Raw genomic sequence first — 19,237 nt, 5'->3', positions numbered from 1 at the left:
AGTAAAGGAGCCGGCGTGGCCAATTCAGCATCGGGGGATTCCGTGGTGGACCGCGTCGTGCGCGTCATTGCCGCTTTTCCGGAAGGCGTTGCGGTTCTGCAGCTGTCCGAGCTTGCGGAACGTGCGGGGCTTCCCTTGAGCAGTGCGCACCGGCTGGTCCGCCAGCTCGCGGAGCATGGATTCCTGGATCTGGGTGCCGGTGGCAACGTCCGTCTGGGAATGCGGCTGTGGGAGCTTGTCAATCGGAATTCGCCCACGTTGGCCCTGCGCCAGGCGGCCATGCCGTTCATGGAGGACATCCAGCAGGTCTTGAGCCGGAACGTGAATCTGGCGGTCCTTGACGGCTGGGAGGCCTTGTTCGTGGAACGGCTGTCGCGACGGGGATCCGTGGCTAACCGTGCCCGCGTTGCCGGCCGGATGCCCGTGCACATCTCCTCGGCCGGCCTCGCGTTGATGGCCAACCAGCCGCGTGACGTGCAGGCCGAGTACCTCGGACAGTTCAGCGACCCGGGCGGCAAGGTAACCGCCGGCGTCGTCCGCCAACTGCTGGCCGAGACCGCCCAGCAGGGCTATGCACAGCTCGCGGGCGTGGTGGACCCTGACACCTGGAGCATCGCCGTGCCCGTGGTGGACGGCAAGCGCCGCACGGTGGCGGCGCTCGGCGTGGTGCTCCCCTTGGCGGAGACGCGGCCACAGGCGCTGGTGCCGGCGCTCCAGACGGCCGCGCGGGGCATCGGACGGCAACTCGACAAGCTGCGGGAAGGCTAAGGGATCTTCCGTTCAACGGAATCCGTGTTCCGGCGATCATGCGGCCCGGGCCACACTGGTGGAAGAAGCCCACCGCACAGCCCGCGCCAACGCCGGGATCCGCAACGAAGCGAGGAACACCATGGCACGCACTACCATCACCACCCAGGTGGCCATCATGGGCGCCGGCCCCGCCGGCCTGATGCTTTCCCATCTGCTGGCCAAGCAGGGCATCGAGTCCGTCGTGGTCGAAATCCGCAGCCGCAAGGAAATCCAGGAAACCGTCCGCGCGGGCATCCTGGAGCACGGCACCGTGAACCTGCTGGTGGACTCCGGTGTCTCGGACCGCGTGCTGCGCGACGGCGACCGGCACGACGGGATCGAGCTGCGGTTCAACGGCGAAAGCCACCGGATCGACTTCAAGGAGCTTGTGGGGGAGTCCGTGTGGCTCTACCCGCAGACGGACGTGTTCGCAGACCTCGCAGCCCGTCGCGAGGCCGATGGCGGCGACGTCCGCTACAGCGTTACCGACACCACGGTGCACGAGCTCGAGGGCAAGCCCAAGGTTTGGTTCACCGACGCCGAGGGCCGGGAGTTCGAGATCCAGTCCGACTTCCTCGTGGGCGCCGACGGCTCCCGCAGCCACTGCCGCCGCCAGATCCCGGAAGCCGCGCGGACCCAGCACTTCCATGAATACCCCTTCGCCTGGTTCGGTATCCTCACCGAAGCCCCGCGCAGCTCCGATGAGCTGATCTACGCGAACTCGGAGCACGGCTTCGCCCTGATCAGCCAGCGCACCGAGACGGTCCAGCGCATGTACTTCCAGTGCGACCCGACGGAAAACGTGGCCGACTGGGACGACGAACGCATCTGGACCGAACTCCGCAAGCGGGTCAATGGCAACGGCTTCGAGCTGAAGGAAGGCCCGGTGACCGAGAAGATGGTCCTGCCGTTCCGCAGCTTCGTCCAGTCGCCGATGCGCCACGGGAACCTTTTCCTGGCCGGAGACGCCGCGCACACCGTCCCGCCCACCGGCGCCAAGGGCCTGAACCTGGCCATCCACGACGTCAAGGTCCTCTTCGAAGGCCTCGACTCCTTCTACGCCACCGGCTCCACCGGCCTGCTCGATTCCTACAGCGACCACGCCCTGGACCGCGTCTGGAAGGCGCAGCACTTCTCCTACTGGATGACCTCCATGCTGCACAGCCTCCCCGGCGCGGACGACTTCGGCCGTGCGCGGCAGCTCGGCGAACTGCACTCCGTGGTCTCCTCCCAGCATGCCAAGGCGTACCTGGCGGAGCAGTACACGGGCTGGCCGGGTTCGCGGTAATTCCGCAGGATTGCCCGACGGCGGCATGGCGGATTTACTGCCGATGTCGCCAATGAAGCACTGTCGCCAATAGACCCCTCACCTCGCCAGAACAGGCAAGAACCACCCGAAAGGAGCCAGCCATGCTGGACCAATCAACCTCCGTGCTTCCGGCCGAAGACGAACTTGTGCCGGCCGCCGAGCCGCGGGCCGCGCATGTGTCGTCGGATGCCGCCGCGAATACGCAGGAGGATCTCACGGCCGAGATCGGCTCCCTCAGCGATGCCTACGCCCGGGCCCTCAGGAACGGCGCAGCCCCGGAAACCCAGCCCCGCCTGGACTATGCACCCTACCGCAGCAGCATCCTGCGCCACCCCACCAAGAACCTCTACCACGCCGATCCGGAGACCATCGAGCTGTATTCCCCGGCGTTCGGCCACCAGGATGTCCACGCGCTTGAATCGGACCTGACCATCCAGCACAACGGCGAGCCGATCGGTGAGCGGATCATCGTCCAGGGCAAAGTGCTCGACGGCGACGGCCGCCCGGTCGCCGGCCAGCTGGTGGAGATCTGGCAGGCAAACGCTGCAGGACGCTACATCCACAAGCGTGACCAGCACCCGGCCCCGCTGGACCCGAACTTCACCGGCGTCGGGCGATGCATCACCGGCCCGGACGGCTCCTACCGTTTCACCACCATCAAGCCCGGGGCGTACCCGTGGAAGAACCACCTGAACGCCTGGCGCCCGGCCCACATCCACTTCTCGATGTTCGGCACGGAGTTCACGCAGCGTATCGTCACCCAGATGTACTTCCCGGGCGACCAGCTCTTCCCGCTGGACCCGATCTACCAGTCGATCGTGGATCAGGATGCCCGTGACCGCCTGGTGGCCACGTACAACCACGAGCAGACCAGCCCCGAATGGGCTCTCGGCTACAACTGGGACATCATCCTGAGTGGGTCCAAGCGGACTTGGACGGAAAACGAAGCATTCGGCAACGCCGGCGACGAGGAGTAGACACATGAGCAAGCTGACACCCACGTCTTTGACCCCAACAGTTTTGACCCCAACGCCCGGACAGACCGTTGGCCCCTTCTATGGCTACGCGCTGCCCTTCACCAAGGACAACGAACTCCTGGCCCCGGGCACCCCCGGCAGCATCCGCCTGCAGGGCATCGTCTACGACGGCGCCGGCGACCCCATCCCGGACGCCATCCTGGAAATCTGGCAGCCCGACGCCGACGGCAACATTGTCCAGCGCACCGGCTCCCTGGTCCGCGACGGTTACACCTTCACCGGCTGGGGCCGCGCCGCCGTCGGCAACACCGGTGTCTACACCTTCACCACGGTCAACCCCGGCCCCACCGAACCGGTCCCCGGAAAGCCAGGCGCCGCCCCGTTCATCGCTGTGGCCGTGTTTGCCCGCGGCCTCATGAACCGCCTCTTCACCCGCGTGTACCTTCCGGAAAACGAAGAAGCCCTGGCCAAGGACCCGCTGCTGAGTTCCTTGGACCCCGAGCGCCGCAAGACCCTCATCGCCCGCCGCGACCACGATGGTGGCCTCAGCTGGGACATCCGCCTGCAGGGCAGGGACGAGACCGTGTTCCTGGACTTCGAAGGAATCCGGGCATGACCGACGGCGACTTCGGCCTCCTCACGCCTGTGTCGGCGGCGCCCGCCGTGGCGGCGCTGACGGGCGACCGTGCCGTGATCGCGGCAATCCTCGACGTCGAAGCCGCCTGGGCCGCCGTGCTCGAAGAGGCGGGCCTGGCGCCCGCCTCTTCCGCCGCCGTCGCGGCCGAAGCCGCCGGTGCCGGCTTGTATGACCCGGAGTCGATCGCCGAACGCGCCCAGGGCGGCGGCAACCCCGTCATCCCCCTGCTCGGCGACCTGCGCGCGCGGGTCAAAGCGCTGGACACCGCGGGAATTGGCGCTGGAAAGGCCGTCCACACCTCGCTGACCAGCCAGGATGTCCTCGATTCCGCCCTCATGCTCCTTGCGAGCCGCGTCGTCGAGGCGCTGCTCGCCGAGGTTAAGGGTACGACGACGGCGCTGGCAGCCTTGGCAGTGCAGCATGCGGACACGCTGTGTGTGGGCCGCAGCCTGACCCAGCACTCGCTGCCCTTCACCTTCGGGCTCAAGGCCGCGCAGTGGTTCCACGGCGTTGCCGCCGGGGCTGCCCGCCTGGAGAGCCTGGGGCTGCCCGTGCAGTTCGGCGGGGCCGGCGGAACGCTCGCCTCGGGCACGGTCCTCACCGCCGGTTCCTCCTCAAACCCGTTCACCCTGGCCGACGCCCTGGCCGCGAAGCTGGGCCTCGCTCCTGCCCCCGCCCCCTGGCACACGAACCGGCTGGCCGTCACGGCACTCGGGGACGCCATCGCGGCCCTCACGGACGCCTTCGGCAAGATCGCCTCGGACCTGCTGTTCCTGAGCCGGCCTGAAGTCGGGGAGCTCGGCGAACCGCTGGCCGCCGGACGCGGCGTGTCCTCGGCCATGCCGCAGAAACAGAACCCCGTGCTGTCCGTTCTGATCCGCAGCGCCGCGCTGCAGGCCCCCGGCCTGGCCGCGCAGCTGCACCTCGCGGCCGCCACCTTCAACGATGAGCGCCCGGACGGGGCCTGGCACAGCGAATGGCCGGCCCTGCGCCGGCTGCTGGCACTCGCCCTGGGAGCCGCCGGTCACCTCCGCGAACTCACCGAAGGGCTCCGGGTCTTCCCGGAAGCCATGCGCCGGAACTTGGAAATCTCGGGACCGCTGCTGCTCAGCGAAGCGGTGGTGTCCGCCGTCGCGCCTCTCCTGGGTTCCGATGGAAAGCAGAAGCTGCAGGCCGTCGTCGACGAAACGCTCCAGGCGCCTGCCGCCGAGCAGTCCCGTATCTACGCCAAGCTCCTGCGCGAAACCGTCCCGGCGGACATGCTCTCCGACGCCGAACTCGAGGCCCTGCTGGATCCCGTCAGCTATCTGGGCGAGGCCGCCGAAATCAGCCGGCGCATCTTTGCCGCCTATCCCGACTTCACTGCAACAACTCCAAGGAAGGGAGCCCCGCGTGGCTAAGCCAATTGTCAAGGCGGTGCTGCTGTCCCCGCAGCGTGAACTGGGTGCGAAGCCGCTCCTCGTGGTGGGGCCCTCGCTGGGCACGTCCACCGTGCTGTGGACCGAGGCCGCTGCCCTGCTCGGCGAGGAGTACGACGTCATCGGCTGGGACCTGCCCGGGCACGGCATCTCGCCGGCCGCCACGGAAGGCTTCAGCGTCGCGGAACTGGCCGACGCCGTCGTCGATCTTGTCGACTCAGTCAGTCCCGGCGCGGACTTCCACTACGCAGGCGTTTCCCTGGGCGGGGCCACCGGCCTGCAGTTGGGCATCAAGCACGGCGACCGTCTCCGCAGCCTGTCCGTGCAGTGCAGCGGCGCCAGGCTCGGCACCCCGGAGGGCTGGCTGGAGCGCGCCGAAACCGTCCGTGCCCAGGGCACGCCCGTGATGGTCCAGGGTTCCGCGCAGCGCTGGTTCGCCCCGGGCTTCATGGGCCGCCGGCCGGACACCAGCAGCCGGCTCCTGCACGCCCTCCGCGACGCCGACCGCTTCAGCTACGCCTTCTGCTGCGAAGCCCTGGCCGGCTTCGACGTCCGCGGGCAGCTCGCCGGCATCACCGTCCCCACGCAGGCGATTGCCGGCGTCGAGGATACGGTCGCCCCGCCGTCGTTCGCCGAGGAAGTCGCGGCCGGCATCAACGCCGGCGGCGGCAGCGCCGTGGCCGTAGCGCTCGACGGCGTTGCGCACCTCGCGCCCGCCGAAGCACCCGCCGTCGTCGCTGAACTGATGCGCGACTTCATGAAGGAGAACGGACGATGAGCACGAATCCCTCACAGAGCAGCGACCCATCGCAGGGCGCCGTGCAGCCGGACGCCACCTCGCAGGACATCTACGACGCCGGCATGGTGGTCCGCCGCGAAGTGCTCGGCGATGCGCACGTGGACCGCGCGAATGCCGGGAAGGACGACTTCACCGGCGACTTCCAGGACATGATCACCCGGATCGCCTGGGGCGGCGTCTGGACCCGGCCCGGCCTGGACCGGCGCATGCGCTCGGCCGTGACCATCACCGCCATGATCGCGCACGGGCACTGGGAAGAGCTTGCCATGCACATCCGCTCCGCGCTCACCAACGGCCTGAGCCGGGACGAAATCAAGGAAATCCTGCTGCAGAGTGCCATCTACTGCGGCGTCCCCTCCGCCAACACGGCCTTCAAGACCGCGCAGGCAGTGTTCGCCGATATCGACGACGCCGCAGACATCGACGAAGCCGCCGGCCCGCCCCATCAGCCACGCACCCTTACTCAGTTGGAATCAGAGGAATCCCCATGAACCAGGCCTATGTGTACGACGCCGTGCGCACCCCCTTCGGCAAGTTCGGTTCCGGCCTTGCCGGGGTCCCCAGCAGGTCCAGCACGCTGCGACGAGGAGCGACTTCCCAGTGGACGGCGGCATGGATGCCTTGCGCCTGCGGCACACGAACTGGCTTCCGTGGCGGGGGTTGCCCGGGGGCGTGTCAGTGGGTGTCAGCTTGCCGTAGATCCGCGGCCGTCTCCCCGCTTACGTGTACTTCTTCTTTGGGTGGATCTGGAACTGCCAGCCTGCGCAGGCCGAGCGGTGCCAGCATCATCATGACACTTGCGGCCAGCAGGCTCACCCAGCCGGTGGAATAGCCCCACTGGTCTGCCAGGAGTCCGAAGAGCACCGGTCCTGTGGCGAAGCCGGCGAACAGCCCCATGGAGATCCGTCCAGTCACGGCACCGGCCTGGGCCCTGGGGACCAGGTGCATGACCACCGTGAGCAGGATGACGGCGGCCGCGGTTCCGGACAAGCCGTAGAGCGCGGTTCCTGTCCACATGAGGGCCTGTGTTCCCCAAAGCGATGAACCGGCGACAAGGCCTACGGCCACGGCGCTGAAGACTGCTATCAAGGCCAGCGGCACCCCGGGGGACCTGAACCGCTCCGTGAGTCGGCCCCAGACTAGCCGTGACACCAGGCCACTTGCCCCCAGCACCACACCGCACGCAGCGGCGATTTCGGGCCGCAGATGGAGGGCCTCGAAAGCGAACAGCGGCAGGTAGAAGGCCAAGCTCTGGTACTGGAAGCCGGAGAGGAAGGCGTAGGCCACCAGCCATGCAAGCCCGGACGCCTTGATGTGGCGGCGCCGCTCGCGGGACGCGAGTCGTGGCGCGGTGCATTGGGGCCGGGCGCGGAGGTAGTGCAGGGCCGCCCAGAGTGAGAGTACGGTGACGATGGCGCCCACCAGGAACCCCGCCTGCCAGGACACCAGTGCGGCAGCCAGCGGGTAGGCCAGGCTGGTGAACATCTGGATGAGCTGGACGCCCGTTTGTTTCACGCCCACCAGCATGCCGCGGCGGCCCGGCTCGACCCGCAACGCCACCATGCCATTGGTCAGCGGATTGGCCAGGCCAAGGGCTGCTCCGCCGAGGACGGCGCTGGCCCACAGGCCGGCCATCGACTGGGACAGGGCGGCGGTGACCAGGGCGCCCAGCCCGAAGCCGTGGAGCATCAGGATGCCGGTACGTTGTGACAACCGGTCGGCAGCCCAGCCGAGCGGCGTGGACAGGAGCGCAGCGGAGGCAGAGGCCACCACGGCAAAGGAGCCGAACTCCAGGCGCGTCAGGTTCAGGTCCCGGGTCAGCAAAGGACCCAGGGCACTCACGCCCGTGGTGAGTAGCGGACCGATCCCTGTGGCCAGGGTCAGGACCGCGCCCAAGCCAACCATCGACCGCTGCCTGTCTCCGGCCGCCGTCCGTGCCCGCTTCATGGCCGACGACATGGACCGTCAGCCAGCGGGTGCAAGCTGTGCCATCACGCGCGCGGCGTCACGGTCGGGATTCACCAGGATCATGGCCAGAATCGCGCCGACCACCGCAACGATGCCGAATATTTGGAAGGATTGTGCGTATCCGACGGCGGGTGAAACCGCCTGGTCCACGATCATTCCCGTCAATGGCGGAGCGACGATGCCACCAATGGCCATCACGGCCAGGAACATGCCCAGTGAACCCGCTACCTGATGCTTGGGACAGATCTGCGAAATGGCTGCGTTCATGATGGGAGCGAGGATGCAGCCGATTCCGTAGCCGATGGAGACAACTGCCACCACGACGATGGGAGTGCCGATATATGGCAGCGCTGCCATCGACAGGCCGCACACAAGAAGTCCTGCGGCCGGGACGATTCCTCTCATGATCCTTGAACTCACGCCTCGACTCATGAACCTGTCACTGAAGTATGTGCTGGCAAACATTGCGAGCATTGCTGCCATGCTGGGGAACCCGAACATCGCTCCAGCCTGGAGGCGGGTGAAACCCAATCCGACCTCGAAGTACGACGGCAACCACGTGAGGACAACGGTCAGCAGCGCGTACATGGGGACAACTGCTGCAACCGCACCCAGGAAGGTCGGCGTGCGGAAGATCGACATCCACGGAACGGAGGGAGGTGGAGTCGTGGCTGTGGCCGAACCCTTGACCGCTGAAATTCGGACTTCGCCATGGGGCCCTGGCTGCCACGTGAAGTGCCACAGCACGCACCAGCCCAAGCCAACAACCAGCATGGCAACAAAGGCGGATTGCCAGCCGAATTGCACGATGAGGAATGCCAATGCCGGTGCAACGGCGATCTTTGCCAGTGAACTTGAAGAGGCGATGAACGCCCCGGGCATCGAGCGCCTTTCCACAGGGTGCCATGAATACACGGCCGTGTGGATGAGTGCACCGGAAGGGCCTTCTGTCAGACCGAGCAGGAAGCAGCTGACAAGGAGAACCATGAAACTGCCGGCGACGATCATGGGGACCATGCAGGCCGCCCAAATGACGGCCAACGCCATCAGCGACCACTTGAGGGAGGCCCACTTGTTGATGAGTCCGGCAAAGAATCCTCCGGCCGAGAACGCGAAGAAGAACACGCTCGCGGTCAGCCCGATTTGGGCTGATGTGAGCCCGAATTCGTCCTTGAGAGGTTGGGCGACGAGCCCGAGCAGGATCTTGTCGCTGTAGTTCACTGTGTAGAGCAAGACCAGTACTGACGTCAGGCCCCACGCCTTGGCGCGTGACTCCTGACCCGGCGACATCATTGTCTCCGGTGTTGCTTGCAGAATGGTGGGTTTGGACATGTCATTACCCTTCTATTGTTGCGCACCTTTGCGCAACAGCACGGACGGTTGACGCCTGGTGTGTGGCCTGCCCTGTTGGCATGCCAGCGGCGGGCGCCTGGCCGGTTAGCTCGCAAGCCTTGCCGGGATTGGCGCGGTTCGGTCTGGCAGCATCCGGGGATCCACCCGCCAAATGTCGAGTCCGTCGTCGACGTGAATCATGACGCGGCCCCTTCCTCCTGCCAGGTGGATCCACAGGATGGTGCCATCCGGGCTGACGTCGTCGACCCAGCCGGCGCCGGTTACCCGCTGCTCCCGGCGCAGCTCGACGAACTCGTTGCGCCAGAGGTACTTCCACCGGGTCATCAGATAGGGTTCACTTCGCCTCAACGTGTGCATGAATCGAGTTCCTTCGTGGGGTCTCCCGGTCAGCGGAAGGCCGGGACGCCGGTGAGCCGTTGGCCCAGGATGAGGGTGTGGACTTCGTCGGTGCCTTCGTAGGTGCGGACGGATTCGAGGTTGTTCGCGTGGCGCAGCGGTGAGTAGTCCAGTGTGATGCCGTTGCCGCCGAGGATGGTGCGGGCCTCGCGGGCGATCTTGATGGCCTCGCGGCAGTTGTTGAGTTTGCCGACCGAGATCTGTTCTATCTGCAGCGTGCCGGCGTCCTTCTTGCGGCCCAGGTGCAGGGCGAGCAGGAAGCCCTTGTTGATCTCCAGGGCCATGTCCACCAGTTTCTGCTGGGTCAGCTGGTATCCGGCCAGTGGTTTGTCGAACTGCATGCGCCCCTTGGAGTAGTCCAGGGCGGCCTCGAACGCGTCGCGGGCCGCGCCCATGGCACCCCAGATGATCCCGTAGCGGGCCTCGTTGAGGCAGGAGAAGGGGCCCTTGAGTCCGACGACGTTCGGCAGCACCGCGGATTCGGGCAGGCGCACATCGGTCAGTTCGATGTCGCACTGGATCGAGGCTCGCATGGAGAGCTTCGGTTCGATCGGGGTGGCCGTGAATCCCGGCGTCGAGGTCGGCACCACAAAGCCCCGCACGCCCTCCTCGGTCTGGGCCCAGATGACGGCGACCTGGGCCACGGAAGCCAGGCCGATCCAGCGCTTGGCGCCGTTGAGCACCCAGTCACCGCCGTCGCGGCGGGCGAAGGTGGTCATGCCGCCTGGGTCCGACCCTGCGGTGGGTTCGGTCAGTCCGAAGCAGCCGATCGCCTCGCCTTTGGCCATTTGCGGCAGCCACTCGGCCTTCTGTTCCTCGGAGCCGTGCTTGTGGATGGCGCTCATGGCCAGCGAGCCCTGCACGGAAACGAACGTCCGCAGCCCCGAGTCGCCGGCTTCCAGTTCCGCGCCGGCCAGGCCGTAGTCGACGGCGGAGCGGCCGGCGCAGCCGTAGCCTTTCAGGTGCATGCCCAGCAGGCCCAGCTTGGCCAGTTCCGGGACGATCTCCAGCGGGAAGACGCCGTTTTCGTACCAGCTTGCGATGTTCGGCTTGATCTCGCTGTCCACGAAAGTCCGCACGGAATCGCGCAGCGCACGCTCATCTGCGGTGAGCAGGGAATCAAAATCAATCAGATCGCTGGGATCAGACATGTGTGGGCCTTTCACAGTGGTGGTCGATTGCTGCGGGACGGGCGTTCAGCTCCAGTCGTAGAAGCCCTTGCCCGTTTTACGGCCCAATTCACCGGCTGCGACCTTGTCGCGGAGGATCTGCGGGGGTGCGAAGCGGTCGCCCAGGGTTGACTGCAGGTATTCGGCGATGCCCAGGCGCACGTCGAGCCCGACGATGTCTGTGGTCCGAAGCGGCCCTACCGGGTGTTTGTATCCCAGAACCATGGCGTTGTCGATGTCTTCGGCGCCGGCTACTCCCTCTTCGACCATCCGCATTGCCTCAAGTGCGATCGCTACACCGAGGCGGGATGACGCGAAGCCGGGCGCATCCCGGACCACGACGGCGGTCTTACCCAGCGCCGTTACCCACCCTCGTGCGGCGGCGAGGGTCTCTTCGGAGGTCTTCTCCGCGACGACCACCTCAATGAGAGTGGAGGCAGGGACGGGGTTGAAGAAGTGCAGGCCGAGGAACTGCTCAGGCGTGGGCAGCGCTTCGGCGAGCCGGCTGACCGACAGGGACGAGGTGTTGGTGGCCAGGTAGGCGTGCGGGGACAGGTGCTCCGCCACGGCGCTGAGTGCGGTCGCCTTCAGCTTTCCGTCCTCGGGGACTGCCTCGACGACGAGGTCGCAGGACGCGAAGGCGGCGTAGTCGGTGCTCGTGTCGAACCTCGCGAGGACCTCGGCTTGGTTCCCTGACAGGATGCCGCGGTCAAATGACGCCGCGACGGATGCGGCGACGCGCTCGTGGGCGCCGCGGGCGGAGTCGTCGTCGCGTTCCACGACGATGACGTTCGAGCCCGTGACGAGGAAGGCGTGGGCGATGCCGGCGCCCATGCGGCCGCCGCCCAGTACGCCGACCGTGGCGGGGAGCAGCACTGCGGAGCTGTTCTGGCTTGCTTCGTTGCTGTTGGTCATGACTGCTTCTTCCTGTCCAGGAACTGCTGCATGCGGTCGAATTTCGCCGCGGATTCGAAGAGTAGGCCCTGGGTGAGGTTGTCGATGAGTGGGTGGACTTCGCGCGGACTGTGGAACACGGTCTTCGTCAGGCGGACCGCGAGGGGCTCCTGCCGGGCGATGCGGCCGGCCAGGGCGTGGGCCGCATCAAGGAGGGCCCCGGGTTCCACGAGCTCGGTGATCAGTCCCGCACTGAGGCATTCCTCGCCTGTCAGCGTGCGTCCGGCGAGGAGGATTTCCTTGGCCAGGGGTTCCCCGACGAGCTCGCGAAGGCGCCAGGTGGCACCTGCTGCTGCCATGATGCCCAGCCCGGTTTCCGGGTTGCCCATGCGCAGGCCGGAGGTCCCGATCCTGAAATCGGCGGCGTAGGCGAGCTCGGCGCCCCCGCCGAGGGCGTAGCCGTCGAGGGCTGCGATCACGGGCATGGGAAGCTTCGCGATCCTGTCGAACAGTGAGGAGTTGATGCCGGCCAGGGCGTCATCCCTGCGCCGTTCGCGCAGCTGGGCGATATCAGCGCCGGAGGCAAAAATGGCCTTCGCCCCGGTCTCCGGGTCCGCCGCTGTTCCTGACAGGATGAGGACTTTCGGAGTGCGCTCAAGGTAGGCACACACAGCGTGCAGCTCATCCACCATCGTCTGGTCGATGGCGTTGCGCACCTCGGGACGGTTCAGCTGGACCGCCAAACGGTCCCCGCGTTCCTCGACCAGAAGCGTCACGAAAGCCGAGGCATCCAACGCCGTCCCGGCGTCGTTCACTACCGCTGTCACTACACGCCTTCCAGCAGGAGGGCGGTGCCCTGGCCGACGCCGACGCACATCGTGGCGAGGCCGAGCTTGCGGCCTTCCCGGGAAAGTTCGCGTTCCATGCGCCCGAGCAGGGTCACCACGAGGCGGGACCCCGAGGAGCCGAGCGGGTGGCCGAGGGCGATGGCGCCGCCGTCGGAATTCACAATGTCTTCTTCCAGCTTGAGCTCCCGCATGACGGCCAGCGACTGCGAGGCGAAGGCCTCGTTCAGTTCGACGGCGCCCGGGTCGCCGACCGAGAGGCCGGCGCGCTCGAGCACCTTGCGGGTCGCGGGGACCGGGCCGATCCCCATGATTTCCGGGGCCACTCCGGCGGAGCCGCCCTCAAGGACCCGGGCCCGCGGCGTCAGGCCGTACTTCCTGACCGCAGCTTCGGAGGCGACCACGATTGCGGACGCGCCGTCGTTGAGGGTGGAGGCATTGCCGGCCGTGACCACGGAGCCGCCCTTGACCACGGGCCGGAGTCCGGCGAGCACATCACGCGTGGTCCCGGGCCGGGGGCCCTCGTCGGTGTCCACCACGGAAACGGCGCCCTTGCGCCCTGCAACGCTTACGGGCACGATTTCTTCGGCAAAGCGGCCGGCCTGGATGGCCGTCAGGGCGCGTTCGTGGGAGCGGACGGCAAAGGCGTCACAGTCATCCCGTGAGGTGCCGAAGACCCGGGCCACTTCCTCTGCGGTCTCCGGCATGGAGAACGCGGCCTTGCCGTCGCGGGAGTGCTGCCCGGAGAGGAACTCGGGGTTGGTGAAACGCCATCCGATCGATGTGTCGAGCACCGCGCCGGGCTTGGCAAAGGCCTTGTCCGGCTTCTCCATGACCCAGGGGGCGCGGCTCATCGATTCCACGCCGCCGGCGACGACGATGTCCGCGGCGCCGGCTTTGACCATGTGGCTCGCCATGATGATGGCGGACAGCCCGGAGGCGCACAGGCGGTTGACGGTGATCCCGGGAACGCTGTCCGGGTAGCCCGCGAGCAGCCAGGCCATCCGGGCGACGTTGCGGTTTTCCTCGCCGGCGCCGTTGGCGTTGCCGAGGATGACCTCGTCCACGGTGGCCGGGTCAATGCCGGCGCGTTCGACGGCGGCCCTCACGGTCAATGCCGCGAGGTCGTCCGGCCGGACGGAGGAGAGGGAGCCGCCGTAGCGGCCCACGGGAGTGCGGGCGCCGCCAATCAGAAAGGCCTCAGCCATGTCTATTCATTCCTTTTGTTCGTGTCGCTGTCCGGCGTGCCGGATGGGGAAGTTCAGTTGAAGGCGGAGATGCCGGTGATGTCGCGGCCCACGATGAGTGCCTGCATCGAGTCGGTTCCCTCATAGGTGGAGACAACTTCCATGTCGGTCATGTGGCGTATGACGTGGTTCTCCAGGAGCAGTCCGTTGCCGCCCAGCAGGTCGCGTGCCTCGTTGCAGATCCACTTGCCCTTCTGGGCGGTAGCCATTTTGACCATGGATGCCTGGGCGTTGGTGAGCTGGCCCCGGTCCGCGAGTTCGGCCATGCGGGTGCACAGCAGCTGCATGGTGGTCAGTTCGCTGAGCATGTTTGCCAGCCGGGACTGCACCAGCTGGAACGAGGCGATGGGCTTGCCGAACTGGTGGCGGGTCTGGGCGTAGTCCGCGGCAATTTCGAAGACAGCCATGGCGTGTCCCACGGCCTCCCAGGCGGCACCGCCACGGGTGGCCTGTAGGACCCGGGACACGTCGCGGAAGGAATGGCACCCTTCCAGCCTGTTGGCCGCAGGAAGGCGCATCTCGTCGATGACGATGTCGGCCTGGAGGATGGCGCGTTTGCCCACCTTGCCGGTGATGACGGTGGGGGCGTAGCCCGCGGGGTAGCGGCCGTCGGCGTCCTTTTCGACGACGAAGGCGTTGACGTTCCCATCCTCCGCGTTCCGGGCAAACAGGACGATGACGTCCGCCGCGTGCCCGTTGCCGATCCAGCGCTTGTGGCCGTTCAGGACCCAGTGGTCCCCGTCGCGGCGGGCGCTGGTTTCCAGGGCAACGGAGTCCGAGCCGTGGTCGGGCTCGGTCAGCGCGAAGGCGCCGGTCTTCTCAATTCGGGCCAGGGCGGGGAGCCAGCGTTGCTTCTGCTCGCCGCTGCCCAGAATGTTCAGTGCCCCCATGCACAGATTGGAGTGGACGCCGAGGAAGGTGTTGAGGCTGCCGTCCGCGCGGGCCATTTCGCGGGCCACCATGCCGGCGGCCTTGCGGCTCATCCCCGGGCATCCGTAGCCCCGGATGGTGGTTCCGATGATGCCCAGCTCGGCCAGCGGCGGCAGGAGCTCTTCCGGGAACTCTGCCTTCTCCCAATAGGCGTTGATGACCGGCAGGACACGCTGCTCGGCGAAGTCGCGGACCTTGTCCCGGATGGCGATTTCCTCGGCGGTGAGGTCGTCGTCGAGGCGGAAGTAATCCGACGTCGCAGTTTGCTGATCGACTGTGGTGGTCATGGCAGGTTCCGTTCTTGAGCTTGACTGAACTGCAGCTAACGATCCCATCGGGATTACTTTCGGTCCAATACCTATTGGGGTGCTGATTATTGTGAAAAATGTAATAGTCGGAAGGTGTGCTTAACGGACGTCGCCGTCCAGGACGGTGTCCTGGACGGCGACGTGGTTCGTGTGGCGCTCCCGTGATGCTGCCGATCCCGGGTGGCTTCCTAGAGGCCGGTGCGTGCCTGTGCGCAGATGCCCAGCAGCATTGCTGCGGGTCCTTCCGACGGGGCCGGTCCGCTCCAGATGGCCTGCAGGTTCCGAGCCAGATTTCCCTCGCGCAGGGGAACCTCGGTGAAGCTGCCCATCCGCAGGGATCCTTCCACGGCCAGGCGGCTCAGCACCGCCGGTCCCATGCCGGCAGAGACCGACTGGCAGATGGCGGAGTTGCTGTTGAACTCCACGATCGGCGTGGCCCGCGCCGCGCCGACGCGTTCGTCGAGGAAGGCCCTGGTCCCCGATCCGGCTTCCCGTTCCAACAAGTGCGTTGCCGCCAACTCCTGGAGGGTGACGGGTTCCCGGCGCGTGGCCCAGGGATGGCCGGGAGGGGCTATGAGCACAAGTTCGTCGGTCCACACCGTCGCGGACGATAGCTGCGGGGGTACGTCCGGGGTCTCGACGAACCCGAGTGCAACGTCACGGTTCTGCACGGCGGCAATGACCTCGCGGGAATTCATGACCTGCAGCCTGGTCTTGATACGTGGATCGGCTTCATGCAAGCGGCCGATCCATATCGGTGCCAGGTGCTCGGCAACCGTCATGCTGGCCGCGAAGGTGAATTCCCGGTCCGCCGGGGCAGCAAGTGCCTGCGCCCCGGTCCACAGGGTGTTGAGGCTCTGGAGCGCTTCGCGCGCCCATTCGACGGTCAGCGCCCCCTCTTGGGTGAGTTTCGAGCCGGTGGTTGCCCGGGAGAGCAGCGGGTATCCCAGGCGTCGCTCGAGGGTCTTCACTGCCCGGGTCGCGTTCGATTGCGCCATACCCACGGAACGCGCGCCGGCGCTGAGGCTGCCGTGATCGGCAATGCCCACCAGCAGGGCGAGTGAAGACATCTGAATCCAGTGTTCCATCCCGGGCGAGCGCCCCGAAACCTCATCCATATCAAAAGCATATGCCCGTGATAGCCATGCGGAGTCTACCGGGCAAGAGGTGGGCATGAAAGGTTCGTATCATGCGAAACGAAGAGACATCGCTCGAAGAACCGGAGGTTGTTGCGGCAGCCCGGCCCGTGGAAACCGCCGCGTCGGCCGGTTACGGCCAGCGCGTGCAGAAGCTCCTGCCCGGCCTGGTTGCCTGCATCATCGGAGGTGCCGCATCGATGGCCGGTGCCAAGCTGATCCCCGGGGCCAGCCCGCTTCTGATAGCGATCCTGCTCGGTGCGCTCTGGCGCAATGCCCTGCCGGTTCTGCCGTCGCTGGGTCCGGGTGTGACGTTCTCCTCCAAGAAGCTGCTGCGCACGGGCATTGTCCTGTTGGGACTGCAGCTCTCGCTCTCCACGATCCTGGGCCTGGGCCCGGGCGTGCTGCTGGTGGTGGTGCTCTGCGTCGGGGTGACCTTCGGGGCCACGCTCCTCATCGGCGGGTGGCTGGGCATCGAATTGCCGCAACGGCTGCTGATCGCGGCCGGATTCTCGATCTGCGGTGCCGCGGCCGTGGCTGCCACGGAAAATGCCACCCGGGCCAAGCAGGAGCAAGTGGCGACGGCGATCGGCTTGGTGGTGCTCTTCGGCACCCTGATGATCCCGGCGGTCCCGGCGGTCGGTGCCCTCTTCGGAATGGATGAGTCAGCCATCGGGATGCTCATCGGGGCATCGACCCACGAGGTGGCCCAGGTGGTGGCCGCCGGGGGAGCGGTCAGTTCCAGCGCCCTGGCCGTGGCAGTGACCGTCAAGCTGGCCCGCGTCGTCACCCTGGCCCCCATCGTGGCGGGGCTGAGCATCTACATGCGGAAGAAGCACTCCGTGGGGGAGGCCAAGAAGCCGCCGCTCGTTCCGCTGTTCGTCCTCGGTTTCATCGCGGCGATGCTGCTGCGCACCACGGGGACGGTGCCGGCACCGCTGCTCGAAGCGGCCCAGCTGGCCCAGACGTTCCTGCTCGCCGCCGCAATGTTCGGGCTCGGGCTCGGGGTCCACATCCGCGGGCTGATGCGCTCAGGCAGCCGCTCGCTGGTGCTCGCGGCCCTGGCGACCATCGTGATCCTGGTGGTTGCGGTGGCCGGCACGCTGCTTTTCCCGCCGGCACACTAGCTGGGCTGCCCAGGGAGGTTGGTTGCGGTGCAGCCCCAGCGCAGCGGCCACGTCCTCCGGATGCGCCCCGGCCCCACCTGGGCAACCGCCCGGATCCTCATGGCCTCCAGGGTCCGGCGGTCCGTCCAGGGCAAGGCGGCAAGCCGCAGGTGGGAAAACGATCCACTTGTCCACATGATTTCCCGATCAGACTGATAGTCCCTTGGCCGTTGATCGTCCCCAGTGCCTCGGTTCTACTTTTACGAGAGGATAGCGATGTGCGCTAGATCACGTTCGCCCTCACGTCCATCGACTCCCAAACGCAAGGAGACTGTCGTGGCGATTACCACGACCCTGCGAGGCAGCGTCACCCAGTCCAGCACGCCTACCAGCCGGCGCAACTGGGGCATTGTTCTAATGCTATTGATTTTCTCCATGCTCAATTTTGCCGACAAGGCGGCGATCGGACTGGCCAGCAAGCCGATCCGCGAGACCATGGATCTCAGTGCCAGCCAATACGGACTGCTCTCCAGCGCATTCTTCTGGCTATTTGCCATTGGCGCCGTGGTGTTGACCGCGGTTTTCCGGAAGATCTCCTACAACTGGGCCGTCGGCATTCTGATGATGACCTGGGTCTTGACAATGCTGCCATTGACGACGCAAACCACGTTTGGCGTCCTGTTAGCCAGCCGCGTCGCCCTCGGGTTCTTTGAGGGCCCAGCGCACGCTTTGTGTCAATCAATCGTTCATGGGCTTTTCCCAGCCGAGAAGCGGGCTGCCGCCGGTGCCGTAGTCACCGCCGGGACATCACTCGGCCCGCTGATCGCAGCGCCCGTGCTGACATGGATCATCCTGACGTGGGACTGGCACGCGTCGTTCATCTTCCTGGTCGGGGTCAGTGTGGTGTGGACCGTCGTGTGGTTCTTCTACGCGGACCGCCTTCCGTTCAAGAAGCGTATTGAAACCGCCGAAGAGAAGGAAGCAACGGTCGACCCCAACGGCGACATCATTGTCCCCTTCTACCGGCTGCTGATGCTCCCCAGCTTCTGGGGACTGGCCCTGCTTTCCTTTGCCGGGTACCTGATCACCTCGCTGAAGGTCACGTGGCTGCCGGCTTTCATGAACGAAGGCTTGGGCTATTCGATGGAAACTGTTGGTATGCTGGCGGCCATTCCCTACGTTTCTGCCATGGCAATCCTGCTCGGAACGGGCGCGCTCTCCGGATGGATGCTCAAGCGAGGATTCTCCTCCCGCGTGGCGCGCTCCTTCCTCACCGCCGCCTGCCTGCTGTTCGCCGGGGTCTGCATGATCACTTTCACCCAGCTCCCCGCAGGCCCGTTGCAGTTGTTGCTGGTAGTTGCCGCTTTCTCCATCAACTCGATCGCTTTCGCGATCGGCTTCGCCGGGGCCTCGGACTTCCTGCCCGCCCACCAGCGCGCAGCGTTTTTTGGCTGCATCATCGCCGCATACTCGGTGGCAGGAATGGTTGCACCCTACGCACTGGGTCTTATTGTTGAGAGCGCCGCAACTCCCGCAGAGGGATATGCCAACGGGTTCTTCATCGTCGGCATCGTCATTTGCATCTTCGGCGTTGCCGGCGGCGTCATGCTGAATCCCGCCCGCGCCCGGATCCGCCTCCTGGAGCTCACCGAGATCCATGCCAGACGCAAGCAGGCCGCCCGATGAGCCGCTGAAGTTACGTCTGTCAGAGACGCCGCCCGGGGTTCCTCTTCCCCAGGACCGAGGCTGCCGACGATGAAGCGTTCGAGTTTCGGCCGGCAAAGCCCTTGTCCCCGACGATCACCTGGCTCGCGGTCACGAGATGCTGGTCTTGGGTGAGCAGGGCCTTCGCGTCGTTGCGTTCACCCAGGGCAGGGTTCGCCAGTCCCCAGACCGCGGCCATGCCTTCAGGGGTGCAGCCCCGATGGAGACGGAAGTCCCAGAAATACCTGATAA

General features: G+C 66.4%; 19 protein-coding genes. 9 read left to right on the top strand and 10 right to left on the bottom strand.

The annotated features are described in order from the left end of the window. The first annotated feature begins 15 nt into the window (after positions 1 to 15). The 7 genes from J1902_RS07170 to pcaC all read left to right on the top strand — a co-directional run bounded on the left by J1902_RS07170 (position 16) and on the right by pcaC (position 6,420). Entirely contained in the window at positions 16 to 768 is a 753-nt protein-coding gene (locus J1902_RS07170) for an IclR family transcriptional regulator (protein WP_207615570.1), read from the top strand. Between the two features lie 121 nt (positions 769 to 889). Further along, positions 890 to 2,077, top strand: a complete 1,188-nt coding sequence (locus J1902_RS07165) for a 4-hydroxybenzoate 3-monooxygenase (protein ID WP_207615569.1) — start codon at positions 890 to 892, stop codon at positions 2,075 to 2,077. A 122-nt stretch (positions 2,078 to 2,199) separates the two neighbouring features. Further along, positions 2,200 to 3,075, top strand: coding sequence for a protocatechuate 3,4-dioxygenase subunit beta (pcaH, locus tag J1902_RS07160; RefSeq protein ID WP_207615568.1), 876 nt, complete (start codon positions 2,200 to 2,202; stop codon positions 3,073 to 3,075). Between the two features lie 4 nt (positions 3,076 to 3,079). Then, positions 3,080 to 3,691: a protocatechuate 3,4-dioxygenase subunit alpha gene (gene pcaG, locus J1902_RS07155; protein WP_207615567.1), complete on the top strand. Its 612-nt coding sequence runs from the start codon at positions 3,080 to 3,082 to the stop codon at positions 3,689 to 3,691. Further along, positions 3,688 to 5,112: a lyase family protein gene (locus tag J1902_RS07150; RefSeq protein ID WP_207615566.1), complete on the top strand. Its 1,425-nt coding sequence runs from the start codon at positions 3,688 to 3,690 to the stop codon at positions 5,110 to 5,112. The genes pcaG and J1902_RS07150 overlap by 4 nt, the downstream gene beginning before the upstream one ends. Continuing rightward, positions 5,105 to 5,908 carry an alpha/beta fold hydrolase gene (locus J1902_RS07145; RefSeq protein WP_207615565.1) on the top strand — a complete coding sequence of 268 codons (804 nt, stop codon included), beginning with the start codon at positions 5,105 to 5,107 and terminating at the stop codon, positions 5,906 to 5,908. The genes J1902_RS07150 and J1902_RS07145 overlap by 8 nt, the downstream gene beginning before the upstream one ends. Continuing rightward, complete coding sequence (gene pcaC / locus J1902_RS07140) at positions 5,905 to 6,420, top strand: 4-carboxymuconolactone decarboxylase (RefSeq protein WP_207615564.1); 516 nt, start codon at positions 5,905 to 5,907, stop codon at positions 6,418 to 6,420. Before J1902_RS07145 ends, pcaC begins: the two co-directional genes overlap by 4 nt. Before the next feature lie 184 nt (positions 6,421 to 6,604). Here the strand turns inward: pcaC and J1902_RS07135 are convergent, their stop codons facing one another. The 9 genes from J1902_RS07135 to J1902_RS07095 form a co-directional block, all read right to left on the bottom strand. Next, entirely contained in the window at positions 6,605 to 7,834 is a 1,230-nt protein-coding gene (locus tag J1902_RS07135; protein WP_207615563.1) for an MFS transporter, read from the bottom strand. Between the two features lie 60 nt (positions 7,835 to 7,894). Continuing rightward, positions 7,895 to 9,229 (bottom strand): MFS transporter, encoded by a 1,335-nt coding sequence (locus tag J1902_RS07130; protein WP_207615562.1) that lies wholly within the window; start codon positions 9,227 to 9,229, stop codon positions 7,895 to 7,897. 105 nt (positions 9,230 to 9,334) lie between these two features. Continuing rightward, positions 9,335 to 9,607, bottom strand: coding sequence for a hypothetical protein (locus J1902_RS07125; protein WP_207615561.1), 273 nt, complete (start codon positions 9,605 to 9,607; stop codon positions 9,335 to 9,337). Between the two features lie 29 nt (positions 9,608 to 9,636). Next, the gene (locus tag J1902_RS07120; protein WP_207615560.1) at positions 9,637 to 10,797 is read right to left on the bottom strand and encodes an acyl-CoA dehydrogenase family protein; all 1,161 of its coding nucleotides are present in this window, start codon (positions 10,795 to 10,797) and stop codon (positions 9,637 to 9,639) included. A gap of 45 nt (positions 10,798 to 10,842) precedes the next feature. Further along, positions 10,843 to 11,730 (bottom strand): 3-hydroxyacyl-CoA dehydrogenase family protein, encoded by an 888-nt coding sequence (locus J1902_RS07115; RefSeq protein WP_207615559.1) that lies wholly within the window; start codon positions 11,728 to 11,730, stop codon positions 10,843 to 10,845. Further along, on the bottom strand, positions 11,727 to 12,536 hold the full coding sequence (locus J1902_RS07110; RefSeq protein ID WP_307794390.1) for an enoyl-CoA hydratase/isomerase family protein: 810 nt from the start codon (positions 12,534 to 12,536) through the stop codon (positions 11,727 to 11,729). The genes J1902_RS07115 and J1902_RS07110 overlap by 4 nt, the downstream gene beginning before the upstream one ends. Beyond that, positions 12,536 to 13,762, bottom strand: a complete 1,227-nt coding sequence (locus J1902_RS07105) for an acetyl-CoA C-acyltransferase (RefSeq protein WP_207615558.1) — start codon at positions 13,760 to 13,762, stop codon at positions 12,536 to 12,538. The genes J1902_RS07110 and J1902_RS07105 overlap by 1 nt, the downstream gene beginning before the upstream one ends. A gap of 53 nt (positions 13,763 to 13,815) precedes the next feature. Further along, positions 13,816 to 15,018, bottom strand: a complete 1,203-nt coding sequence (locus tag J1902_RS07100) for an acyl-CoA dehydrogenase family protein (RefSeq protein WP_207615557.1) — start codon at positions 15,016 to 15,018, stop codon at positions 13,816 to 13,818. A 209-nt stretch (positions 15,019 to 15,227) separates the two neighbouring features. Beyond that, positions 15,228 to 16,109, bottom strand: a complete 882-nt coding sequence (locus J1902_RS07095) for a LysR family transcriptional regulator (RefSeq protein ID WP_242701725.1) — start codon at positions 16,107 to 16,109, stop codon at positions 15,228 to 15,230. 119 nt (positions 16,110 to 16,228) lie between these two features. Between J1902_RS07095 and J1902_RS07090 the strand changes: the two genes are divergently transcribed. Together J1902_RS07090 and J1902_RS07085 are read left to right on the top strand one after the other, a co-directional pair. After that, a complete protein-coding gene (locus J1902_RS07090) occupies positions 16,229 to 17,302 on the top strand; it encodes a YeiH family protein (RefSeq protein ID WP_207615555.1) in 1,074 nt (357 codons plus the stop codon). A 315-nt stretch (positions 17,303 to 17,617) separates the two neighbouring features. Further along, complete coding sequence (locus tag J1902_RS07085; protein WP_207615554.1) at positions 17,618 to 18,967, top strand: MFS transporter; 1,350 nt, start codon at positions 17,618 to 17,620, stop codon at positions 18,965 to 18,967. A gap of 19 nt (positions 18,968 to 18,986) precedes the next feature. Here J1902_RS07085 and J1902_RS07080 read toward each other — a convergent pair whose 3' ends face one another. Further along, complete coding sequence (locus J1902_RS07080; RefSeq protein WP_207615553.1) at positions 18,987 to 19,184, bottom strand: hypothetical protein; 198 nt, start codon at positions 19,182 to 19,184, stop codon at positions 18,987 to 18,989. Positions 19,185 to 19,237: the final 53 nt, after the last annotated feature.

Source organism: Arthrobacter cavernae, from assembly GCF_017368795.1.
GTDB classification, from domain to species: domain Bacteria; phylum Actinomycetota; class Actinomycetes; order Actinomycetales; family Micrococcaceae; genus Arthrobacter; species Arthrobacter cavernae.
Note: the sequence above shows the minus strand (reverse complement) of the source record. Positions and strands in the feature narration are given on the sequence as shown.